We start from the raw sequence: 17544 nt of genomic DNA, 5'->3' as shown, positions 1-17544 counted from the left end.
AGGTTGCGTCCGAGCGGGGTGGGTAGCTGCCTTGGCAGCTGCCCACCCTCGCCGGGTGTCTGGGGTGTGTTTTTGAGCCGCCCGCTGGACACTCCAAGATCCCCGTGATCTGGATTGCTGCTGTGCGCAGATTTCTGAGTGCAGGCGCGACACGCCCGACCGCGGGGGTCGGACAACGCAGGATCGACCAGTTCTGGCCGGTGGAGCCTGCGGCATGCGAGAGGCACCCCTCTCGCAGTTGTAGCGGCATCGAGAGAAGGAAACAGAAGCCACTATGGCGGGACAGAAGATCCGCATCCGGCTCAAGGCCTATGACCACGAGGTCGTCGACTCCTCGGCTCGGAAGATCGTCGAGACTGTGACGCGTACCGGGGCGTCGGTTGCCGGCCCGGTGCCGCTGCCCACGGAGATCAACCGTTTCTGCGTCATCCGCTCGCCGCACAAGTACAAGGACTCGCGCGAGCACTTCGAGATGCGCACGCACAAGCGGCTGATCGACATCATCGACCCGACTCCCAAGACGGTCGACTCGCTCATGCGCCTCGACCTGCCGGCTGGCGTCGACATCGAGATCAAGCTGTAGGGATCTGCGACTAATGGACAGGCAAGTAAAGGGGATCCTGGGCGCCAAGCTCGGCATGACCCAGGTCTGGGACAACAACAAGGTTGTCCCCGTGACCGTGGTCCAGGCCGGCCCTTGTGTCGTGACCCAGGTTCGTACCAATGAGAAGGACGGCTACACCGCCGTCCAGCTGGCGTACGGCGCGATCGACCCGCGCAAGGTGAACAAGCCCGAGGGCGGTCACTTCGCGAAGGCCGGTGTGTCGCCGCGGCGGCACGTCGTCGAGATGCGCACCAGCGACGCCGACGCTTACGAGCTCGGCCAAGAGGTCACCGTCGAGACGTTCCCGGTCGGCACGCCGATCGACGTCACCGGTAAGACCAAGGGCAAGGGCTACGCCGGTGTCATGAAGCGGCACGGCTTCCACGGCCTCAAGGCCAGCCACGGTGTCGAGCGCAAGCACCGCTCGCCCGGCTCGATCGGCGCCTGCGCGACCCCGGGTCGCGTCTTCAAGGGCGTCCGGATGGCCGGTCGCATGGGTAGCCAGCGCTTCACCGTGCAGAACCTGACCGTGCAGGCGGTGGACACCGAGAACAACCTGATCCTGGTCAAGGGCGCGGTGCCCGGTCCCAAGGGCGCGCTGATCCTGGTCCGTACCGCGGCGAAGAAGGGCGGTGCCAAGTGAGCTCGGTTGACGTGATCAACGTTGAGGGCAACAAGGCCGGCTCGGTCGAGCTGCCGGACTCGGTCTTCGACGTCCAGGCCAACATCCCGCTGATGCACCAGGTCGTGGTGGCCCAGCTCGCGGCCGCCCGCCAGGGCACGCACAAGGCGAAGTCCCGCGGCGAGGTCGCCGGCGGCGGCAAGAAGCCTTACAAGCAGAAGGGCACCGGCCGCGCCCGTCAGGGCTCGATCCGCGCGCCGCAGTTCACCGGCGGTGGCGTCGTGCACGGTCCCGTGCCGCGCGACTACAGCCAGCGGACGCCCAAGAAGATGAAGGCCGCCGCCCTGCGTGGCGCCCTGTCCGACCGGGCCCGCGACGGCCGGGTGCACGTGGTCGAGTCCTTCGTCAGCGGCGAGACGCCGTCGACCAAGGCCGCCATCGCCACCCTGCGCAAGGTGGCCGAGTCCACCAAGGTTCTGGTCGTGCTCAGCAGCACCGACGAGCTCAACTGGCTCTCGCTGCGCAACGAGGTCACGGTTCACCTGCTCGAGGCCGGACAGCTCAACACGTACGACGTGCTGGTCGCCGACGAGGTTGTGTTCACCAAGGACGCGCTCGACGAGTTCCTGGGCACCCCGGCGACGGCCGAGGAGGGGAACAAGTGACCACGATCGCTGACCCGCGCGACATCATCGTCCGCCCGGTGGTCTCCGAGAAGAGCTACAGCGTCCTCGACCAGAACTGGTACACGTTCGAGGTCCACCCGGACGCGAACAAGACCGCGATCAAGATCGCGATCCAGCAGATCTTCAACGTCCGCGTGCTCTCGGTGAACACCGCGAACCGCGAGGGCAAGCGCAAGCGCACCCGGACCGGCTTCGGACAGCGCAAGGCGACCAAGCGCGCGATGGTCAAGCTGGCTGACGGCGACCGTATCGAGGCCTTCGGCGGCCCGGTCAGCTAAGGGGTTAGAAGACAATGGCTATCCGTAAGTACAAGCCGACCACGCCGGGCCGTCGCGGCTCCAGCGTCGCCGACTTCGCCGAGCTGACCCGGTCCACGCCGGAGAAGTCGCTGCTGGTCCCGCTGCCCAAGAAGGGTGGACGTAACGTCCACGGCCGCATCACCACGCGGCACCAGGGCGGCGGCCACAAGCGGCAGTACCGCCTGATCGACTTCAAGCGGGTCGACAAGGACGGCGTGCCGGCCAAGGTCGCGCACATCGAGTACGACCCGAACCGCACGTCGCGCATCGCGCTGCTGCACTACGCCGACGGCGAGAAGCGCTACATCCTCGCGCCGAAGGACCTCAAGCAGGGCGACCGGGTCGAGTCCGGTCCGGGCGCCGACATCAAGCCGGGGAACAACCTTCCCCTGCGCAACATCCCGGTCGGTACGACGGTCCACGGTGTGGAGCTTCGTCCCGGCGGTGGCGCCAAGCTGGCCCGTTCGGCCGGTGTCGGCATCCAGCTGCTCGGCCGTGAGGGCGCGTACGCCACGCTGCGTATGCCCTCCGGTGAGATCCGCCGGGTCGACATCCGTTGCCGCGCGACGGTCGGCGAGATCGGCAATGCCGAGCAGTCGAACATCAACTGGGGCAAGGCCGGCCGTATGCGCTGGAAGGGCAAGCGCCCGACCGTCCGCGGTGTCGCCATGAACCCGATCGACCACCCGCACGGTGGTGGTGAGGGTAAGACCTCGGGTGGTCGCCACCCGGTCAACCCGGCTGGTAAGCCGGAGGGCCGTACCCGCCGCAAGGGCCAGGAGAGCGACAAGCTGATCGTTCGCCGCCGCTACGCCACCCGCAAGCGCGGGTAACGGGAGTTAGAAGATGCCACGCAGCCTGAAGAAGGGCCCGTTCGTCGACGACCACCTGCTCAAGAAGGTGGAAGTCCAGAACGAGAAGAACTCGAAGAACGTCATCAAGACGTGGTCGCGCCGCTCGATGATCATCCCCGACATGCTCGGGCACACGATCGCCGTGCACGACGGCCGCAAGCACGTCCCGGTGTTCATCACCGAGGCCATGGTCGGTCACAAGCTCGGCGAGTTCGCTCTGACCCGCACGTTCAAGGGTCACGAGAAGGACGACCGCAAGAGCCGTCGTCGCTAGTCAGTCCACGGATAAGAAAGGGGTCACAGCGATGCCAGTCAAGAACGACGCACCGGCGCTTCCGGGCAGTCGTGCGGTTGCCAAGCACGTCCGCATCTCGCCGAGCAAGGCACGCCGTGTGGTCAACCTCGTCCGCGGTCTGCCCGCGAAGGAGGCTCTGATCGTCCTGCAGTTCGCCCCGCAGGCGGCGAGCGAGCAGGTCTACAAGGTGCTCGCGAGCGCGATCGCGAACGCGGAGAACAACGAGCGGCTCGACCCCGACGCACTCCTCGTGAGCGAGGCGTTCGTCGACGAGGGCCCGACGCTCAAGCGGTTCCGTCCGCGGGCGCAGGGCCGGGCCTACCGGATCCGCAAGCGCACCTGCCACATCACGATCGCCGTCGAGGCGGTCCAGGTCGCACGGCCCGCCAAGAAGGCGGCCGCGGCGAAGAAGGCGGCGCCGGCCAAGGCCGCGCCCGCTGCCCAGTCCCAGACCACGGAGGAGTCCGAGTAATGGGTCAGAAAGTTCACCCCACCGGATTCCGCCTCGGTATCTCGACCGACTGGAAGTCGCGGTGGTTCGCCGACAAGCTCTACAAGGACTACATCGGCGAGGACGTCAAGATCCGCCGCATGATGTCCAAGGGCCTCGAGCGTGCCGGCATCTCCAAGGTGGACATCGAGCGGACCCGTGACCGGGTGCGCGTCGACATCCACACCGCCCGGCCGGGCATCGTCATCGGCCGTAAGGGCGCGGAGGCCGACCGGATCCGCGGCGAGCTCGAGAAGCTCACCGGCAAGCAGGTTCAGCTCAACATCCTCGAGGTGAAGAGCCCGGAGTCGGACGCTCAGCTCGTGGCGCAGGGCGTCGCCGAGCAGCTGTCCTCCCGGGTCAGCTTCCGCCGGGCGATGCGCAAGGCCATGCAGTCCGCGATGAAGAACCCGATCTGCAAGGGCATCCGTGTGCAGGTCTCCGGCCGTCTCGGCGGCGCGGAGATGAGCCGCACGGAGTTCTACCGTGAGGGTCGCGTTCCGCTGCACACGCTGCGCGCGAACATCGAGTACGGCTTCTTCGAGGCCCGCACGACGTTCGGCCGCATCGGCGTGAAGGTCTGGATCTACAAGGGCGACGCCGTTCCGGGTCGCGAGGTCGTCACCGAGGCGCCGGCGCGCCCGCGCCGTGACCGTGGTGACCGCCCCGACCGTCCGCGTCGTGGCCGCTCCGGTTCGTCGGGTACGACGGCCGGTGGCACCGAGGCCGGTCGCGCGGCCGCGCAGGCTCGGGGTGGCGACACTCCGGCCGGCGAGAACACGAACGACGCCGCGGTCGCCGCGGCTCCGGCTCAGGCCGAAACGCAGCAGGAGGGCTGACAGATGCTGATGCCGCGTAAGCCCCCGAAGGGCTTCCGCAAGCCGCACCACCCGGACCGCCACGGCGCGTCCAAGGGCGGCAACCGGGTCGTCTTCGGTGAGTTCGGTATCCAGGCGCTGGAGCCCGCGTACGTGACGAACCGGCAGATCGAGTCGGCTCGTATCGCGATGACCCGTCACATCAAGCGTGGTGGCAAGGTCTGGATCTCGGTCTTCCCCGACAACGCTCTGACCAAGAAGCCGGCCGAGACCCGCATGGGTTCCGGTAAGGGTTCTCCCGAGTGGTGGGTGGCGAACGTCAAGCCGGGCCGGATTCTCTTCGAGATGTCCTTCCCGAACGAGACGATCGCGCGCGAGGCGATGCGCCGCGCGATCCACAAGCTCCCGATGAAGTGCCGCATCGTGACACGCGAAGTGGGTGAAAGCTGATGGCAGCGGGCGTTAAGGCATCCGAGCTGCGCGAACTCTCCGAGGAGGAGCTGGTTTCGCGGCTGCGGGAGGCCAAGGCGGAGCTGTTCAACCTTCGCGTGCAGGGCGCGACCGGCCAGCTCGACAATCACCGTCGGCTGCAGGTCGTCCGCAAGGACATCGCGAAGATCTACACGATCATGCGTGAACGTGAGCTCGGGCTCTCGGTTGCGCCGGACGAGGTGACAGCATGAGTGACGAGAGCACGGCCACCACGGCCCGGGCGAACCGCAAGGTCCGCGAGGGCCTCGTGGTCAGCGACAAGATGGACAAGACCGTCGTCGTCGAGGTCGAGGACCGCGTGAAGCACGCCCTCTACGGCAAGGTTCTGCGTCGCACCCGCAAGCTCAAGGTGCACGACGAGCAGAACGCGTGCGGCATCGGTGACCGGGTTCTCCTGATGGAGACCCGTCCGCTGTCGGCCACCAAGCGGTGGCGTGTCGTAGAGATCCTCGAAAAGGCCAAGTGAGTGCGCTGGGCCGGCCTGACGGGCCGGCCCAGCCCACCATCGTTCCGCCAAGCTTCGGCCCCCGGCTGAAGAACTGGCAGACATAGGAGACAGACGTGATCCAGCAGGAGTCGCGACTGCGCGTCGCCGACAACACTGGTGCCCGGGAGATCCTGTGCATCCGTGTGCTCGGCGGCTCCGGTCGCCGTTACGCGAGCATCGGCGACGTCATCGTGGCCACGGTCAAGGACGCCATCCCCGGCGCCGGTGTGAAGAAGGGTGACGTCGTCAAGGCGGTCATCGTCCGCACCGCGAAGGAGAAGCGCCGTCCCGACGGCTCGTACATCCGCTTCGACGAGAACGCCGCCGTCATCATCAAGGACGGTGGGGACCCCCGCGGTACCCGCATCTTCGGCCCGGTCGGCCGCGAGCTGCGCGACAAGCGGTTCATGAAGATCATCAGCCTGGCGCCGGAGGTGCTCTGACCGTGAAGATCAAGAAGGGCGACACGGTCGTCGTCATCGCCGGCAAGGACAAGGGTGCCAAGGGCAAGGTCATCGCGGCCTACCCGCGGCAGGACAAGGTCCTCGTCGAGGGCGTCAACCGCGTCAAGAAGCACGAACGCATTCGCACCACGCAGCGTGGTTCGAAGACCGGTGGCATCGTGACCCAGGAAGCCCCCGTTCACATCTCGAACGTGCAGATCGTGGACGACCAGGGCAAGCCGACCCGCATCGGGTACAAGGTCGACGAGAACGGCACCAAGGTCCGTATCGCGCGTACGACCGGTAAGGAAATCTGATGACTGCCGCCACCGAGACCAAGGCGCTTCCGCGCCTGAAGCAGAAGTACCGCTCGGAGGTCGTCGCCGGCCTTCAGGAGCAGTACAAGTACGGCAACCCCATGCAGGTTCCCGGCCTGGTGAAGGTCGTCGTGAACATGGGTGTTGGCGAGGCCGCCCGCGACGCCAAGCTGATCGACGGCGCCGTGCGTGACCTGACCACCATTACCGGTCAGAAGCCGCTCGTGCGGCGGGCGACCAAGTCCATCGCGCAGTTCAAGCTGCGTGAGGGCATGCCGATCGGCGCGAAGGTGACCCTGCGCAACGACCGGATGTGGGAGTTCCTCGACCGGCTTCTGTCGATCGCCCTCCCGCGTATCCGTGACTTCCGCGGCCTCGACGGGCGCAAGCTCGACGGGCACGGTAACTACACCTTCGGTCTGACCGAGCAGTCGGTGTTCCACGAGATCGACCAGGACAAGATCGATCGCCCGCGGGGCATGGACATCACGGTGGTCACCACCGCGACGACCGACGACGAGGGCCGGGCGCTGCTCAAGCTCCTGGGCTTCCCGTTCAAGGAGAACTGAGCATGGCTAAGAAGGCGCTGATCATCAAGGCGGCCGCGAAGCCGAAGTTCGCCGTGCGTGCCTACACCCGCTGCCAGAAGTGCGGTCGCCCGCACTCGGTCTACCGCAAGTTCGGCCTGTGCCGCGTTTGCGTGCGGGACATGGCGCACCGGGGCGAGCTGCCCGGCGTGTCGAAGGCTTCTTGGTAACCCGACTTTTTGTACTACCGCTTCGCCGTAGGCCCGCTTGCGGGAACCCCGGCGAGAAAGGTTGACGAACACCCATGACGATGACGGACCCGATCGCAGACATGCTGACGCGTCTGCGTAACGCCAACCAGGCGTACCACGACAAGGTGACCATGCCCTTCTCGAAGATCAAGGCGAACATCGCCGAGGTCCTCAAGAGCGAGGGTTACATCGCCTCCTGGTCGGCCGAGGAGCCCGAGGAAGGCGCTGTCGGACGGCGTCTGGTCGTTGAGCTCAAGTACGGCCAGAACCGCGAGCGCAGTCTCGCCGGGATCAAGCGCGTTTCCAAGCCCGGTCTCCGGGTGTACGCCAAGTCCGAGGAGCTCCCCCGGGTGCTCGGCGGCCTGGGCGTCGCGATCATTTCGACGTCCCAGGGGCTGCTGACCGACCGGCAGGCCCGCAAGCGGAGCGTTGGCGGGGAAGTCCTCGCCTTCGTCTGGTAACGGGAGACTGAGAAACCATGTCGCGAATCGGACGTAAGTCGATCCCGGTCCCGGCCGGCGTCGACGTCACCATCTCGGGCCAGACCATCAAGGTCAAGGGCCCCAAGGGCGAACTGTCGCACACCGTCTCCGAGCCGATCACGGTCGAGCAGGAGGGCGCTGAGCTGCACGTCAACCGCCCCAACGACGAGCGCAAGGCCAAGGAGCTGCACGGCCTGTCGCGTACCCTCGTCGCCAACATGATCGTCGGCGTCACCGAGGGCTACAAGAAGACGCTCGAGATCAACGGCACCGGCTACCGCGTGACCGCCAAGGGCAAGGACCTCGAGTTCGCCCTGGGCTTCTCGCACCCGGTCAACATCGTGCCGCCGGCGGGTATCAGCTTCTCGGTCGAGAAGCCGACCCAGTTCACGGTCTCGGGCATCGACAAGCAGCTGGTCGGCGAGGTTGCCGCCAACATTCGGAAGATCCGCCCGCCGGAGCCCTACAAGGGCAAGGGCGTCAAGTACCAGGGCGAGGTCATCCGCCGCAAGGCTGGAAAGGCAGGTAAGAAGTGACCGCCACGCTTCTCAAGCGTCGCAATGGCGCGGGTGTCTCCGCCAAGCGGGCTGTCGGGAAGGCGCGTCGCCACTTCCGAGTCCGCCGGAACGTCTTCGGCACCGCCGAGCGGCCGCGTCTGGTCGTCACCCGTTCCGCGCGGCACATCACCGCGCAGATCATCGACGACCTCAAGGGCCACACGCTGGCCTCGGCCTCCACGCTCGACACCTCCCTGCGGGGTGGCGAGGGTGACAAGAGCGCGCAGGCCGGCAAGGTCGGCGCTCTCCTCGCCGAGCGGGCCAAGGCCGCGGGCGTGTCCAAGGTCGTCTTCGACCGCGGTGGCAACAAGTACGCGGGGCGGATCGCCTCGCTGGCCGATGCCGCTCGCGAAGCCGGACTCGAGTTCTAGGAGGAATTGACCAATGCCTGGTCAGCAGCGCCGAGGCGGCGGGTCCGGCGGTAACACCGAGGGTGGCAACCGCAGGGACAACCGCCGTGAGGGCGGTCGCGGCAACGCGCCCGTCGAGAAGACCCCGCATCTCGAGCGGGTCGTCGCGATCAACCGTGTCGCCAAGGTCGTCAAGGGCGGTCGTCGCTTCAGCTTCACCGCTCTGGTGATCGTGGGCGACGGCGACGGCACCGTCGGCATCGGCTACGGAAAGGCCAAGGAGGTGCCCGCGGCCATCGCCAAGGGTGTCGAGGAGGCCAAGAAGCACTTCTTCAAGGTTCCGCGGATCGGCGCCACGATCCCGCACCCGATCACCGGTGAAGCCGCCGCGGGTGTCGTGCTCCTCAAGCCGGCCTCCGCCGGTACCGGCGTCATCGCCGGTGGCCCGGTGCGTGCCGTGCTGGAGTGCGCGGGCATCCACGACGTGCTGTCGAAGAGCCTCGGCTCGTCGAACCCGATCAACATCGTGCACGCGACCGTGGCCGCTCTGAAGGGCCTGGAGTCGCCGGAGGCCGTCGCGGCTCGCCGTGGCCTCCCGGTCGAGGACGTCGCGCCGGCCGCCATGCTGGCGGCGCGTGCGGAAGCGGCGGTGCGATAATGGCACGTTTGAAGGTCACCCAGATCCGGTCCGAGATCGGGCGCAAGCAGAACCAGCGGGACTCGCTGCGTTCGCTCGGCCTGAAGCGGATCAACGATGTGGTGGTCAAGGAGGACCGTCCCGAGATCCGGGGCATGATCTTCGCCGTGAACCACCTCGTCACTGTTGAGGAGGTCGAGTAATGGCGATCAAGGTCCACCACCTCCGCCCGGCGCCCGGAGCCAAGACCCCCAAGACCCGCGTGGGTCGTGGTGAGGGCTCCAAGGGTAAGACCGCCGGTCGCGGTACCAAGGGCACCAAGGCCCGCTACCAGGTTCCGGCCCGCTTCGAGGGTGGGCAGATGCCCATCCACATGCGGCTGCCGAAGCTGAAGGGCTTCAAGAACAAGAACAAGGTCGTCTTCCAGGTCGTGAACCTGGACCGTCTCGCCGCGCTGTTCCCGAACGGCGGCGAGGTCGGACCGGACGAGCTGGTTCAGGCCGGCGCGGTCCGCAAGGGCCAGCTGGTCAAGGTGCTGGGCTCGGGCGAGCTGGACGGCGTTTCGCTGACCATCTCGGCTCACGCGTTCAGCGAGTCGGCCAAGGAAAAGATCGCCGCTGCTGGTGGTTCCGCCACCGAGCTGTGATGCTCGTGGGGGTGCTCGCCCGGGCGACGCGAAACGCGTCGTTCGGGCGGCATCCCCATTCTGGCGTCTGACCTGGGGTTTCATAACCGGGTGAAATGCCTACCCGCGGTGACGGCTACCGTGCTCCACCGTGGGGCGACAAGACTGTTAGAGTCCGTTGCCAGCTAGAGATATCGGTCGTCCGGACCGATGCCTTCCCCCACCCGCCCGACGCGGCGGAAAACCTCGCGCAGGAGGAAGAAGTTGCTCTCCGCCTTTACCAGTGCGTTCCGGACGCCTGACCTGCGCAAGAAACTTTTGTTCACGGTCGCGATCATCGCTCTGTACCGGCTCGGCGCTACGTTGCCCAGCCCCGGTGTCTCGTACACCAACGTGCAGAAGTGCATCCAGATCGTGAACGACCAGAACTCCGGCGGCGTCCTCAACCTGCTGAACCTGTTCTCAGGTGGCGCGCTGCTCCAGTTGTCGGTGTTCGCGCTCGGCATCATGCCGTACATCACCGCCTCCATCATCCTGCAGCTGCTGACCGTGGTGATTCCCCGCCTCGAGCAGCTCCGCAAGGAGGGCCAGTCCGGCCAGGCGAAGATCACGCAGTACACCCGCTACCTGACGCTCGGCCTCGCGGTCCTGCAGTCCTCGGCGTTCGTCGCCCTGGCGCGGACCGGCCAGCTGTTCGGCAACGCGTGCGACCAGAACGACCCCTCGACGCAGATCATCCCGGAGAACACCGGGCTGCCGATGTGGCTCACGCTCTCGGTCCTGGTGCTGACGATGACCGCCGGCACCGGCATGGTCATGTGGCTCGGTGAGCTCATCACCGACCGCGGCGTCGGCAACGGCATGTCCGTCCTGATCTTCACCTCGATCGCCGCCCGCCTCCCCGGTGAGGGCTGGACGATCAAGGAGTCGAGCGGCGTCGGCAAGTTCGTCCTCGTCATCGTCCTGGTCCTGGTCATCATCGGCCTGGTGGTCTTCATCGAGCAGGCCCAGCGCCGCATCCCGGTGCAGTACGCCAAGCGGATGATCGGCCGGCGGATGTACGGCGGCACGTCGACCTACATCCCGCTCAAGGTCAACCAGGCCGGTGTCGTCCCGGTCATCTTCGCGTCGTCGCTGCTCTACCTGCCGCAGCTGTACCTGCAGTTCTTCGACCCGAACAACCTCAAGGGTTACCAGGTCTGGATCCAGAAGTGGCTGGCCGACCCGACGAGCGAGATCTACATCGGCGTCTACTTCCTGCTGATCATCTTCTTCACGTACTTCTACGTCTCGATCACGTTCAACCCGACCGAGGTCGCGGACAACATGAAGAAGTACGGTGGTTTCGTGCCGGGCATCCGCCCGGGCAAGCCGACCGCCGACTACCTGGACTTCATCCTCAGCCGGATCACCCTGCCGGGCGCGCTCTACCTGGGTCTGATCTCGGTCCTGCCGAACTTCTTCTTCATCTGGCTGAACCAGCAGCAGTACCAGAACTTCCCGTTCGGTGGTACGGCCGTGCTGATCATGGTGGGTGTGGGTCTGGAGACGGTGAAGCAGATCGAGAGCCAGCTGATGCAGCGCAACTACGAAGGATTCCTCCGGTAGTGGCGACCGGGAGCCGGGGGGCTCTTGCGTCGAGGATCTCAACGACTCAAAGCGAGGCGATGTAGGTGCGGCTGGTGCTGGTGGGCCCTCCGGGGGCCGGCAAGGGGACCCAGGCTGAGTTCATTGCCGCCCATCTCGCCGTACCGAAGATCTCGACGGGCGACATCTTCCGGGCGAACGTGTCGCAGGGAACGCCGCTCGGTGTCGAGGCGAAGCGGTACATGGACGCGGGCCAGCTCGTCCCGGACGAGGTGACCATCAACATGGTCCGGGACAGGCTGGCCGAGCCGGACGCCGGCGACGGCTTCCTGCTCGACGGCTTCCCGCGCACGGTTCCCCAGGCGTCGGCGCTCGACAAGCTCCTGGCCGATCTGGGCACCGCGCTCGACCTGGTGATGGAGCTCGTGGTCGACGACGACGAGGTCATCCGGCGGCTCTCCGGCCGCCGGACCTGCCGCGGCTGCGGCAAGATCTGGCACGTCGAGTTCGACCCGACCAGCAAGGAGAACATCTGCGACCGCTGCGGGTCGGAGCTGTTCCAGCGGGACGACGACAAGGCCGAGACGATCGCCAACCGCCTGGTCGAGTACGCGGAGAAGACCGCTCCTCTGGTCGACTTCTACGGCGCTCAGGGCAAGCTGGTGGGCATCGACGCCACCGGGCCGGTCGAGGACGTCACCGTGCGCGCCATCGACGCCCTGCGGTCGTACGGGGGCTGACGTGCGCCGCCCCCAACTCGACATCCAGATCAAGACGCCCGAGCAGATCGAGAGGATGCGGGCCGCCGGGCTCGTGGTCTTCGCGGCGCTCGAGGCGATGCGTGAGGCCGTGGCGCCCGGTGTCTCGACGGGTGATCTCGACGCGATCGCGGAGAAGGTCATCCGCGACTCCGGCGCCATCCCGTCCTTCAAGGGCTACCACGGCTTCCCGGCCTCGATCTGCGCCTCGGTCAACGACCAGGTCGTGCACGGCATCCCGGGCAACGAGCAGATCCTGAAAGAGGGCGACCTCATCTCGCTCGACTGCGGTGCCATCCTCGACGGCTGGCACGGCGACTCGGCCATCACGGTCGGGGTCGGCGAGACCGACCCGGCGCTGCTGCGCATGGCCGAGGTGGCCGAGGACGCCATGTGGGCCGGCATCGCGGCCGCCGCCCGGGGCGCGGCCAACGGCCGGGGCAAGCTCACCGACATCTCCTTCAACGTGGAGAAGGCCGTCCGCAAGGGCGGGCGCTACGGGATCGTGGACGGCTACGGCGGCCACGGCATCGGCACCGAGATGCACCAGGACCCGCACGTGCTCAACCACGGCAAGCCGGGCAAGGGCCCGCGGCTGGTGCCCGGCCTGTGCCTGGCCATCGAGCCGATGATCACGATGGGCTCGCCGCGCACGGCCGAGCTCGACGACGGCTGGACCGTGGTGACCCGCGACGGCTCGTACGCCGCCCACGTGGAGCACACCATGGCGCTGCTGGAGGACGGTGTGTGGGTCACCACGGCGCCGGACGGTGGCCGGGCCCGCCTCGGCGATCTGGTGACCTCTCGACAGCCCTGAGGCCGAAGCTTCCGGTTCTGGTGCCGGGCTGGCACTCTGGGTGGTATGAGCCGTGACCAGATGCGCGCCGGTGACGATGACCGCCGGCAGATCGCCGACACGCTCAAGACCGCGCTGGACGAGGGCCGGCTCGACCTGGCCGAGTACGACGAGCGCCTCCAGTCGGCGTACGCCGCGAAGACGTACGCCGAACTCGATCTTCTGATCGCCGATCTACCCGGCAGCAGACCGGCCCAGCCGGCGCCGGTGGCCAAGGTCGCGGCCACCGCCGGGCGCGAGGCGACGGCCGAGTGGATCCGCCAGGTGTGGGGCTCGTGGGCCTTCGTCACCTTGCTGACCACGGCCATCTGGTTCATCACGAGCCTGGCCGGCAACGAGTGGGGCTACTTCTGGCCGATCTGGGTGGCCGGCCCGTGGGGCCTGCTGCAGCTGTTCGCCACCATCGGCGGCCTCGCCGGTGGAGCGCCCCGCAAGATGGTCGAGGAGCGGGAGCGCAAACGCGAGCGCAAGGAACGCAAGCGTGAGCGTCGGGCGGCCCTCAAGGCCGAAAAGCAGACCCAGCTCCCTCCATCGCCCCCGCAAAAGTGGGATATGTCCGATTCAAAGGTCGCCGACACACCCGACCACGGGTAGCGGAGACCTCGGTTTGGTGTCGCTGCTGAGCGGGCGTACACTGGCTAGCTGGCGCGCCTGCGTCCACTCCCGCATGTCCTCAGCGCTTCGAGGACTGCCGGGTGCCGCGGCTGGCCCGGGCCTTCACGGCCCGGTAAAGACGTGCGGCGCGTTAGCCCCGATTCCCAGTGTCAGGTAGCGGAGGACATGCCTAAGAAAGACGGAGCCATCGAGATCGAGGGCCGCGTGATCGAGCCCCTGCCGAACGCCATGTTCCGCGTTGAGCTCGCTAATGGTCACAAGGTACTTGCACACATCTCCGGCAAGATGCGGCAGCACTACATCCGCATCCTTCCCGAGGACAGAGTCGTCGTCGAGCTGTCGCCGTACGACCTCACCCGTGGGCGAATCGTCTACCGCTACAAGTGACTGGGCGCGGGGACCTCGTATCCCGTCCCGCTGAGAGTTAAGGCAAACCGTGAAGGTCAAGCCGAGCGTCAAGCGGATCTGCAACAACTGCCGGGTCATCCGGCGGCACGGCCGCGTCATGGTCATCTGCAAGACCGACGCGCGCCACAAGCAGCGCCAGGGCTGAGCCCCGGCTCGCTGCCAGATCCGTCAACTGCAAGAGCTCGTTCCAGCCACCTAGTGGCTACACCCCCGGCGCGGAGGCCGGGGCCCGCCCGGGCAGGCGGGGTGGGACGGGCTTAGACCTCCGAACGATTCTGAGGAGTACGCCCTTTCATGGCACGACTCGTCGGCGTCGATCTCCCACGCGAAAAGCGCATGGAGATCGCGCTCACCTACATCTACGGGATCGGTCGCACCCGTGCCGTCGAGGCACTGACCGCCACCGCGATTGACCTGAACAAGCGCGCCAAGGACCTCACGGACGAGGAGCTGGTCCAGCTCCGCGACTACATCGAGGGCAATTTCAAGGTTGAGGGTGACCTGCGCCGCGAGGTCGCCGCGGACATCCGCCGCAAGGTCGAGATCGGCTCTTACGCCGGCATCCGCCACCGCCGGGGTCTCCCCGTCCGCGGTCAGCGGACCCGGACCAACGCTCGTACCCGCAAGGGCCCGAAGCGCACGGTCGCCGGTAAGAAGAAGCCCGGTCGGAAGTAATAGGAGCGCACTGACTTATGCCACCGAAGGCACGCGCAGGGGCCGCAGTAAAGAAGGTCCGGCGCAAGGAACGCAAGAACGTCGCCCACGGGCAGGCGCACATCAAGAGCACCTTCAACAACACCATCGTGTCGATCACCGACCCGACCGGTGCTGTGATCTCCTGGGCCTCCTCCGGCCAGGTGGGCTTCAAGGGCTCCCGCAAGTCGACCCCGTTCGCCGCGCAGCTGGCCGCCGAGGCCGCCGCTCGCCGTGCCATGGAGCACGGCATGCGCAAGGTGGACGTGTTCGTCAAGGGTCCGGGCTCCGGCCGTGAGACCGCCATCCGTTCGCTGCAGGCCGCCGGCCTCGAGGTCGGGCAGATCTCCGACGTCACGCCGCAGCCGCACAACGGTTGCCGTCCGCCGAAGCGCCGCCGGGTCTAAGGGAGAGACAGAAGCAATGGCTCGTTACACAGGTGCGGACTGCAAGCGCTGCCGCCGCGAGAAGATGAAGCTGTTCCTCAAGGGCAGCAAGTGCGACGGGCCGAAGTGCCCGTTCGAGTCGCGTCCCTTCCCGCCCGGCCAGCACGGCCGTGGCCGGACCAAGGAGACCGAGTACCTGCTGCAGCACCGCGAGAAGCAGAAGGCCCGCCGAGTCTACGGCGTGCTCGAGAAGCAGTTCCGCGGTTACTACGAGGAAGCGGTCAACAAGCAGGGCAAGACCGGTGAGGTCCTCCTGCAGATCCTCGAGTCCCGTCTCGACAACGTCGTCTACCGGGCCGGCCTCGCGCAGTCCCGGGACATGGCCCGGCAGCTGGTCAAGCACGGCCACTTCCTGGTCAACGGCGTGAAGGTCGACATCCCGTCGTACCGCGTCAAGGAGAAGGACATCATCACGACCCGGGAGAAGTCGAAGGAGATGACTCCTTTCGTCGTCGCCCAGGCTCAGGCCGGTTCGCGTCCGGTTCCGGCGTGGCTGGAGCCGATCCCGAGCGAGATGAAGGTCCTCGTGCACTCGCTCCCGGCCCGCGCTGTCATCGACACGCAGGTCCAGGAGCAGCTGATCGTCGAGCTCTACTCCAAGTAGTGCTCTACCGGGGGCGCCGTTCGGCGCCCCCGGTGCATCACCGAAGGCCATCAAATAGTGGGTGGCCCGACAGAAAGAAGAAGTAGCGTGCTCATCAGCCAGCGGCCGACCCTCTCCGAGGAGTCGATCAGCGAGACCCGCTCCCGGTTCACCATCGAGCCCCTGGAGCCCGGTTTCGGGTACACCCTCGGCAACTCGCTGCGGCGTACCCTGCTGTCGTCCATCCCCGGTGCTGCTGTCACCAGCATCAAGATCGACGGTGTTCTGCACGAGTTCACCACCATCCCCGGTGTCAAGGAGGATGTGGTCGAGCTGGTCATGAACGTCAAGGAGCTCACCGTCAGCTCCGAGCACGACGAGCCGGTCAGCATGTACCTGCGCAAGCAGGGCCCGGGCGACGTCACCGCCGGTGACATCCAGCCCCCGGCCGGCGTGTCCGTGCACAACCCCGACCTGAAGCTGGCCACGCTCAACAGCAAGGGCCGGCTCGACATGGAGCTCACCGTCGAGCGGGGCCGTGGCTACGTCACGGCGGCGCAGAACAAGAGCGCCGGCGCCGAGATCGGCCGCATCCCGGTCGACTCGATCTACTCGCCGGTCATGAAGGTGACCTACCGCGTCGAGGCGACCCGTGTCGAGCAGCGCACCGACTTCGACCGCCTCATCATCGACGTCGAGTCGAAGGCGTCCATCTCGCCCCGCACCGCGCTGGCCTCGGCCGGCTCGACCCTGGTCGAGCTGTTCGGGCTCTGCCGTGAGCTGGACGAGACCGCCGAGGGCATCGACATCGGCCCGTCGCCGCAGGACGCGCAGCTCGCTGCCGACCTGGCTCTGCCGATCGAGGAGCTGGACCTGACCGTCCGGTCGTACAACTGTCTCAAGCGTGAGGGCATCAACAGCGTTGGTGAACTCATCGGGCGGACGGAGGCCGACCTTCTGGATATAAGGAATTTCGGTCAGAAGAGCATCGACGAGGTCAAGATGAAGCTCGCCGGAATGGGCCTGGGCCTCAAGGACAGCGCGCCGTCCTTCGACCCCGCGCACGTCGTGGACTCGTTCGGCGACGTGGACTACGACACCGACGACTACCGCGAGACCGAGCAGCTCTAAGTAGCCCGGCCGCCTTTTACAAGGAGCATTAGGAATGCCCACGCCCACCAAGGGAGCCCGCCTCGGCGGCAGCCCGGCGCACGAGAAGCTCATCCTGGCCAACCTGGCCACCGAGCTTTTCCGGCACGGGAAGATCAAGACCACTGAGGCCAAGGCCCGTCGGCTGCGCCCCCTGGCTGAGCAGCTCATCACCAAGGCCAAGCGCGGCGACCTGCACAACCGTCGCCGCGTGCTGGCCACGGTGAAGGACAAGGACGTCGTGTACGCCCTGTTCGAGCAGATCGCGCCGCGCTACGGCAACCGCCCGGGCGGCTACACCCGGATCACCAAGACCGGCCCGCGCAAGGGTGACGCCGCTCCCATGGCCGTCATCGAGCTGGTCGAGGAGCTCCAGGTGGCGGCGACCACCGCGCCGGCCAAGAAGGCCGCCCGCAAGGCGACCGCGCAGCAGGACAAGGTCGAGGCCCTGGCCCGCGAGGACGAGGCTCCGGCCGCCGCGCCGGCCGCCAAGGCCGACACCGACGCCGACCAGGACGCCGAGGCTCCGGTCAACGCGTCCGGTGACAAGGGTGCCGAGGGCCCGGGCGACCAGGCCGAGGGCGACGACACCAAGGCGTGACGTAACGCGAAA

The 17544-nt window shown here is 67.0% G+C and carries 32 protein-coding genes; all 32 read left to right on the top strand.

Translation table 11 applies throughout. The annotated features are described in order from the left end of the window. The first annotated feature begins 274 nt into the window (after nt 1-274). The gene (gene rpsJ / locus CRP55_RS26185; RefSeq protein WP_097322778.1) at nt 275-583 is read left to right on the top strand and encodes a 30S ribosomal protein S10; all 309 of its coding nucleotides are present in this window, start codon (nt 275-277) and stop codon (nt 581-583) included. 13 nt (nt 584-596) lie between these two features. After that, a complete protein-coding gene (rplC, locus tag CRP55_RS26180; RefSeq protein WP_097322777.1) occupies nt 597-1247 on the top strand; it encodes a 50S ribosomal protein L3 in 651 nt (216 codons plus the stop codon). Further along, on the top strand, nt 1244-1891 hold the full coding sequence (gene rplD, locus CRP55_RS26175) for a 50S ribosomal protein L4 (protein WP_097322776.1): 648 nt from the start codon (nt 1244-1246) through the stop codon (nt 1889-1891). Before rplC ends, rplD begins: the two co-directional genes overlap by 4 nt. Further along, nucleotides 1888-2190 (top strand): 50S ribosomal protein L23, encoded by a 303-nt coding sequence (rplW, locus tag CRP55_RS26170; protein ID WP_097322775.1) that lies wholly within the window; start codon nt 1888-1890, stop codon nt 2188-2190. The genes rplD and rplW overlap by 4 nt, the downstream gene beginning before the upstream one ends. Before the next feature lie 14 nt (nt 2191-2204). Next, a complete protein-coding gene (gene rplB / locus CRP55_RS26165) occupies nt 2205-3044 on the top strand; it encodes a 50S ribosomal protein L2 (protein WP_097322774.1) in 840 nt (279 codons plus the stop codon). 13 nt (nt 3045-3057) lie between these two features. Further along, on the top strand, nt 3058-3339 hold the full coding sequence (gene rpsS / locus CRP55_RS26160) for a 30S ribosomal protein S19 (RefSeq protein ID WP_097322773.1): 282 nt from the start codon (nt 3058-3060) through the stop codon (nt 3337-3339). Nucleotides 3340-3370: 31 nt separating this feature from the next. Then, the gene (gene rplV / locus CRP55_RS26155; protein WP_097322772.1) at nt 3371-3832 is read left to right on the top strand and encodes a 50S ribosomal protein L22; all 462 of its coding nucleotides are present in this window, start codon (nt 3371-3373) and stop codon (nt 3830-3832) included. Next, the gene (gene rpsC, locus CRP55_RS26150; protein ID WP_097322771.1) at nt 3832-4689 is read left to right on the top strand and encodes a 30S ribosomal protein S3; all 858 of its coding nucleotides are present in this window, start codon (nt 3832-3834) and stop codon (nt 4687-4689) included. The genes rplV and rpsC overlap by 1 nt, the downstream gene beginning before the upstream one ends. 3 nt (nt 4690-4692) lie before the next feature. Next, nucleotides 4693-5118 (top strand): 50S ribosomal protein L16, encoded by a 426-nt coding sequence (gene rplP, locus CRP55_RS26145; protein WP_097322770.1) that lies wholly within the window; start codon nt 4693-4695, stop codon nt 5116-5118. Continuing rightward, entirely contained in the window at nt 5118-5351 is a 234-nt protein-coding gene (gene rpmC, locus CRP55_RS26140) for a 50S ribosomal protein L29 (RefSeq protein ID WP_097322769.1), read from the top strand. Before rplP ends, rpmC begins: the two co-directional genes overlap by 1 nt. Further along, nucleotides 5348-5626, top strand: coding sequence for a 30S ribosomal protein S17 (gene rpsQ, locus CRP55_RS26135; RefSeq protein ID WP_097322768.1), 279 nt, complete (start codon nt 5348-5350; stop codon nt 5624-5626). The genes rpmC and rpsQ overlap by 4 nt, the downstream gene beginning before the upstream one ends. A 95-nt stretch (nt 5627-5721) precedes the next feature. After that, nucleotides 5722-6090 carry a 50S ribosomal protein L14 gene (gene rplN / locus CRP55_RS26130; RefSeq protein ID WP_015619002.1) on the top strand — a complete coding sequence of 123 codons (369 nt, stop codon included), beginning with the start codon at nt 5722-5724 and terminating at the stop codon, nt 6088-6090. Then, nucleotides 6087-6407: a 50S ribosomal protein L24 gene (gene rplX, locus CRP55_RS26125; protein ID WP_097322767.1), complete on the top strand. Its 321-nt coding sequence runs from the start codon at nt 6087-6089 to the stop codon at nt 6405-6407. The genes rplN and rplX overlap by 4 nt, the downstream gene beginning before the upstream one ends. Next, the gene (gene rplE, locus CRP55_RS26120; RefSeq protein ID WP_097322766.1) at nt 6407-6976 is read left to right on the top strand and encodes a 50S ribosomal protein L5; all 570 of its coding nucleotides are present in this window, start codon (nt 6407-6409) and stop codon (nt 6974-6976) included. The genes rplX and rplE overlap by 1 nt, the downstream gene beginning before the upstream one ends. A gap of 2 nt (nt 6977-6978) precedes the next feature. Then, the gene (locus CRP55_RS26115) at nt 6979-7164 is read left to right on the top strand and encodes a type Z 30S ribosomal protein S14 (RefSeq protein WP_014440734.1); all 186 of its coding nucleotides are present in this window, start codon (nt 6979-6981) and stop codon (nt 7162-7164) included. A 74-nt stretch (nt 7165-7238) separates the two neighbouring features. Continuing rightward, entirely contained in the window at nt 7239-7646 is a 408-nt protein-coding gene (rpsH, locus tag CRP55_RS26110) for a 30S ribosomal protein S8 (protein ID WP_097322765.1), read from the top strand. 17 nt (nt 7647-7663) lie between these two features. Then, a complete protein-coding gene (gene rplF, locus CRP55_RS26105; protein ID WP_097322764.1) occupies nt 7664-8203 on the top strand; it encodes a 50S ribosomal protein L6 in 540 nt (179 codons plus the stop codon). Continuing rightward, nucleotides 8200-8595, top strand: a complete 396-nt coding sequence (gene rplR, locus CRP55_RS26100) for a 50S ribosomal protein L18 (protein ID WP_097322763.1) — start codon at nt 8200-8202, stop codon at nt 8593-8595. The genes rplF and rplR overlap by 4 nt, the downstream gene beginning before the upstream one ends. Nucleotides 8596-8608: 13 nt before the next feature. Beyond that, nucleotides 8609-9232 (top strand): 30S ribosomal protein S5, encoded by a 624-nt coding sequence (gene rpsE / locus CRP55_RS26095; RefSeq protein ID WP_097322762.1) that lies wholly within the window; start codon nt 8609-8611, stop codon nt 9230-9232. Beyond that, the gene (gene rpmD, locus CRP55_RS26090; RefSeq protein WP_014687772.1) at nt 9232-9414 is read left to right on the top strand and encodes a 50S ribosomal protein L30; all 183 of its coding nucleotides are present in this window, start codon (nt 9232-9234) and stop codon (nt 9412-9414) included. The genes rpsE and rpmD overlap by 1 nt, the downstream gene beginning before the upstream one ends. Continuing rightward, nucleotides 9414-9857, top strand: coding sequence for a 50S ribosomal protein L15 (gene rplO, locus CRP55_RS26085; RefSeq protein ID WP_097322761.1), 444 nt, complete (start codon nt 9414-9416; stop codon nt 9855-9857). The genes rpmD and rplO overlap by 1 nt, the downstream gene beginning before the upstream one ends. Nucleotides 9858-10100: 243 nt before the next feature. After that, complete coding sequence (gene secY / locus CRP55_RS26080) at nt 10101-11444, top strand: preprotein translocase subunit SecY (protein ID WP_097322760.1); 1344 nt, start codon at nt 10101-10103, stop codon at nt 11442-11444. Between the two features lie 65 nt (nt 11445-11509). Continuing rightward, nucleotides 11510-12163, top strand: coding sequence for an adenylate kinase (locus CRP55_RS26075; protein ID WP_030436520.1), 654 nt, complete (start codon nt 11510-11512; stop codon nt 12161-12163). 1 nt (nt 12164) lies between these two features. Next, nucleotides 12165-12998, top strand: coding sequence for a type I methionyl aminopeptidase (map, locus tag CRP55_RS26070; protein ID WP_097322759.1), 834 nt, complete (start codon nt 12165-12167; stop codon nt 12996-12998). 45 nt (nt 12999-13043) lie between these two features. After that, nucleotides 13044-13631 (top strand): DUF1707 SHOCT-like domain-containing protein, encoded by a 588-nt coding sequence (locus CRP55_RS26065; RefSeq protein ID WP_245923380.1) that lies wholly within the window; start codon nt 13044-13046, stop codon nt 13629-13631. Between the two features lie 186 nt (nt 13632-13817). Then, a complete protein-coding gene (infA, locus tag CRP55_RS26060; protein WP_007073013.1) occupies nt 13818-14039 on the top strand; it encodes a translation initiation factor IF-1 in 222 nt (73 codons plus the stop codon). A 49-nt stretch (nt 14040-14088) separates the two neighbouring features. Further along, the gene (gene rpmJ / locus CRP55_RS26055; RefSeq protein ID WP_015619018.1) at nt 14089-14205 is read left to right on the top strand and encodes a 50S ribosomal protein L36; all 117 of its coding nucleotides are present in this window, start codon (nt 14089-14091) and stop codon (nt 14203-14205) included. A gap of 149 nt (nt 14206-14354) precedes the next feature. Beyond that, a complete protein-coding gene (gene rpsM, locus CRP55_RS26050) occupies nt 14355-14735 on the top strand; it encodes a 30S ribosomal protein S13 (protein WP_097322757.1) in 381 nt (126 codons plus the stop codon). A gap of 17 nt (nt 14736-14752) precedes the next feature. Then, entirely contained in the window at nt 14753-15160 is a 408-nt protein-coding gene (gene rpsK / locus CRP55_RS26045) for a 30S ribosomal protein S11 (protein ID WP_014440747.1), read from the top strand. Nucleotides 15161-15176: 16 nt separating this feature from the next. After that, nucleotides 15177-15803 carry a 30S ribosomal protein S4 gene (rpsD, locus tag CRP55_RS26040; RefSeq protein ID WP_097322756.1) on the top strand — a complete coding sequence of 209 codons (627 nt, stop codon included), beginning with the start codon at nt 15177-15179 and terminating at the stop codon, nt 15801-15803. Nucleotides 15804-15890: 87 nt separating this feature from the next. Continuing rightward, nucleotides 15891-16913 carry a DNA-directed RNA polymerase subunit alpha gene (locus CRP55_RS26035; RefSeq protein WP_097322755.1) on the top strand — a complete coding sequence of 341 codons (1023 nt, stop codon included), beginning with the start codon at nt 15891-15893 and terminating at the stop codon, nt 16911-16913. 34 nt (nt 16914-16947) lie between these two features. After that, nucleotides 16948-17532: a 50S ribosomal protein L17 gene (gene rplQ, locus CRP55_RS26030; protein WP_097322754.1), complete on the top strand. Its 585-nt coding sequence runs from the start codon at nt 16948-16950 to the stop codon at nt 17530-17532. The last annotated feature ends 12 nt before the right edge of the window (nt 17533-17544 follow it).

The sequence above is a fragment of the Paractinoplanes atraurantiacus genome, from assembly GCF_900215205.1.
Classification (GTDB): domain Bacteria; phylum Actinomycetota; class Actinomycetes; order Mycobacteriales; family Micromonosporaceae; genus Actinoplanes; species Actinoplanes atraurantiacus.
Note: the sequence above shows the minus strand (reverse complement) of the source record. Positions and strands in the feature narration are given on the sequence as shown.

Coding starts and splice junctions, on each gene's coding strand:
- rpsJ (WP_097322778.1), top strand. CDS start 275: ATGGCGGGACAGAAGATCCGCATCCGGCTCAAGGCCTATGACCACGAG.
- rplC (WP_097322777.1), top strand. CDS start 597: ATGGACAGGCAAGTAAAGGGGATCCTGGGCGCCAAGCTCGGCATGACC.
- rplB (WP_097322774.1), top strand. CDS start 2,205: ATGGCTATCCGTAAGTACAAGCCGACCACGCCGGGCCGTCGCGGCTCC.
- rpsS (WP_097322773.1), top strand. CDS start 3,058: ATGCCACGCAGCCTGAAGAAGGGCCCGTTCGTCGACGACCACCTGCTC.
- rplV (WP_097322772.1), top strand. CDS start 3,371: ATGCCAGTCAAGAACGACGCACCGGCGCTTCCGGGCAGTCGTGCGGTT.
- rpsC (WP_097322771.1), top strand. CDS start 3,832: ATGGGTCAGAAAGTTCACCCCACCGGATTCCGCCTCGGTATCTCGACC.
- rplP (WP_097322770.1), top strand. CDS start 4,693: ATGCTGATGCCGCGTAAGCCCCCGAAGGGCTTCCGCAAGCCGCACCAC.
- rpmC (WP_097322769.1), top strand. CDS start 5,118: ATGGCAGCGGGCGTTAAGGCATCCGAGCTGCGCGAACTCTCCGAGGAG.
- rpsQ (WP_097322768.1), top strand. CDS start 5,348: ATGAGTGACGAGAGCACGGCCACCACGGCCCGGGCGAACCGCAAGGTC.
- rplE (WP_097322766.1), top strand. CDS start 6,407: ATGACTGCCGCCACCGAGACCAAGGCGCTTCCGCGCCTGAAGCAGAAG.
- CRP55_RS26115 (WP_014440734.1), top strand. CDS start 6,979: ATGGCTAAGAAGGCGCTGATCATCAAGGCGGCCGCGAAGCCGAAGTTC.
- rpsH (WP_097322765.1), top strand. CDS start 7,239: ATGACGATGACGGACCCGATCGCAGACATGCTGACGCGTCTGCGTAAC.
- rplF (WP_097322764.1), top strand. CDS start 7,664: ATGTCGCGAATCGGACGTAAGTCGATCCCGGTCCCGGCCGGCGTCGAC.
- rpsE (WP_097322762.1), top strand. CDS start 8,609: ATGCCTGGTCAGCAGCGCCGAGGCGGCGGGTCCGGCGGTAACACCGAG.
- rpmD (WP_014687772.1), top strand. CDS start 9,232: ATGGCACGTTTGAAGGTCACCCAGATCCGGTCCGAGATCGGGCGCAAG.
- rplO (WP_097322761.1), top strand. CDS start 9,414: ATGGCGATCAAGGTCCACCACCTCCGCCCGGCGCCCGGAGCCAAGACC.
- CRP55_RS26065 (WP_245923380.1), top strand. CDS start 13,044: ATGAGCCGTGACCAGATGCGCGCCGGTGACGATGACCGCCGGCAGATC.
- infA (WP_007073013.1), top strand. CDS start 13,818: ATGCCTAAGAAAGACGGAGCCATCGAGATCGAGGGCCGCGTGATCGAG.
- rpsM (WP_097322757.1), top strand. CDS start 14,355: ATGGCACGACTCGTCGGCGTCGATCTCCCACGCGAAAAGCGCATGGAG.
- rpsK (WP_014440747.1), top strand. CDS start 14,753: ATGCCACCGAAGGCACGCGCAGGGGCCGCAGTAAAGAAGGTCCGGCGC.
- rpsD (WP_097322756.1), top strand. CDS start 15,177: ATGGCTCGTTACACAGGTGCGGACTGCAAGCGCTGCCGCCGCGAGAAG.
- rplQ (WP_097322754.1), top strand. CDS start 16,948: ATGCCCACGCCCACCAAGGGAGCCCGCCTCGGCGGCAGCCCGGCGCAC.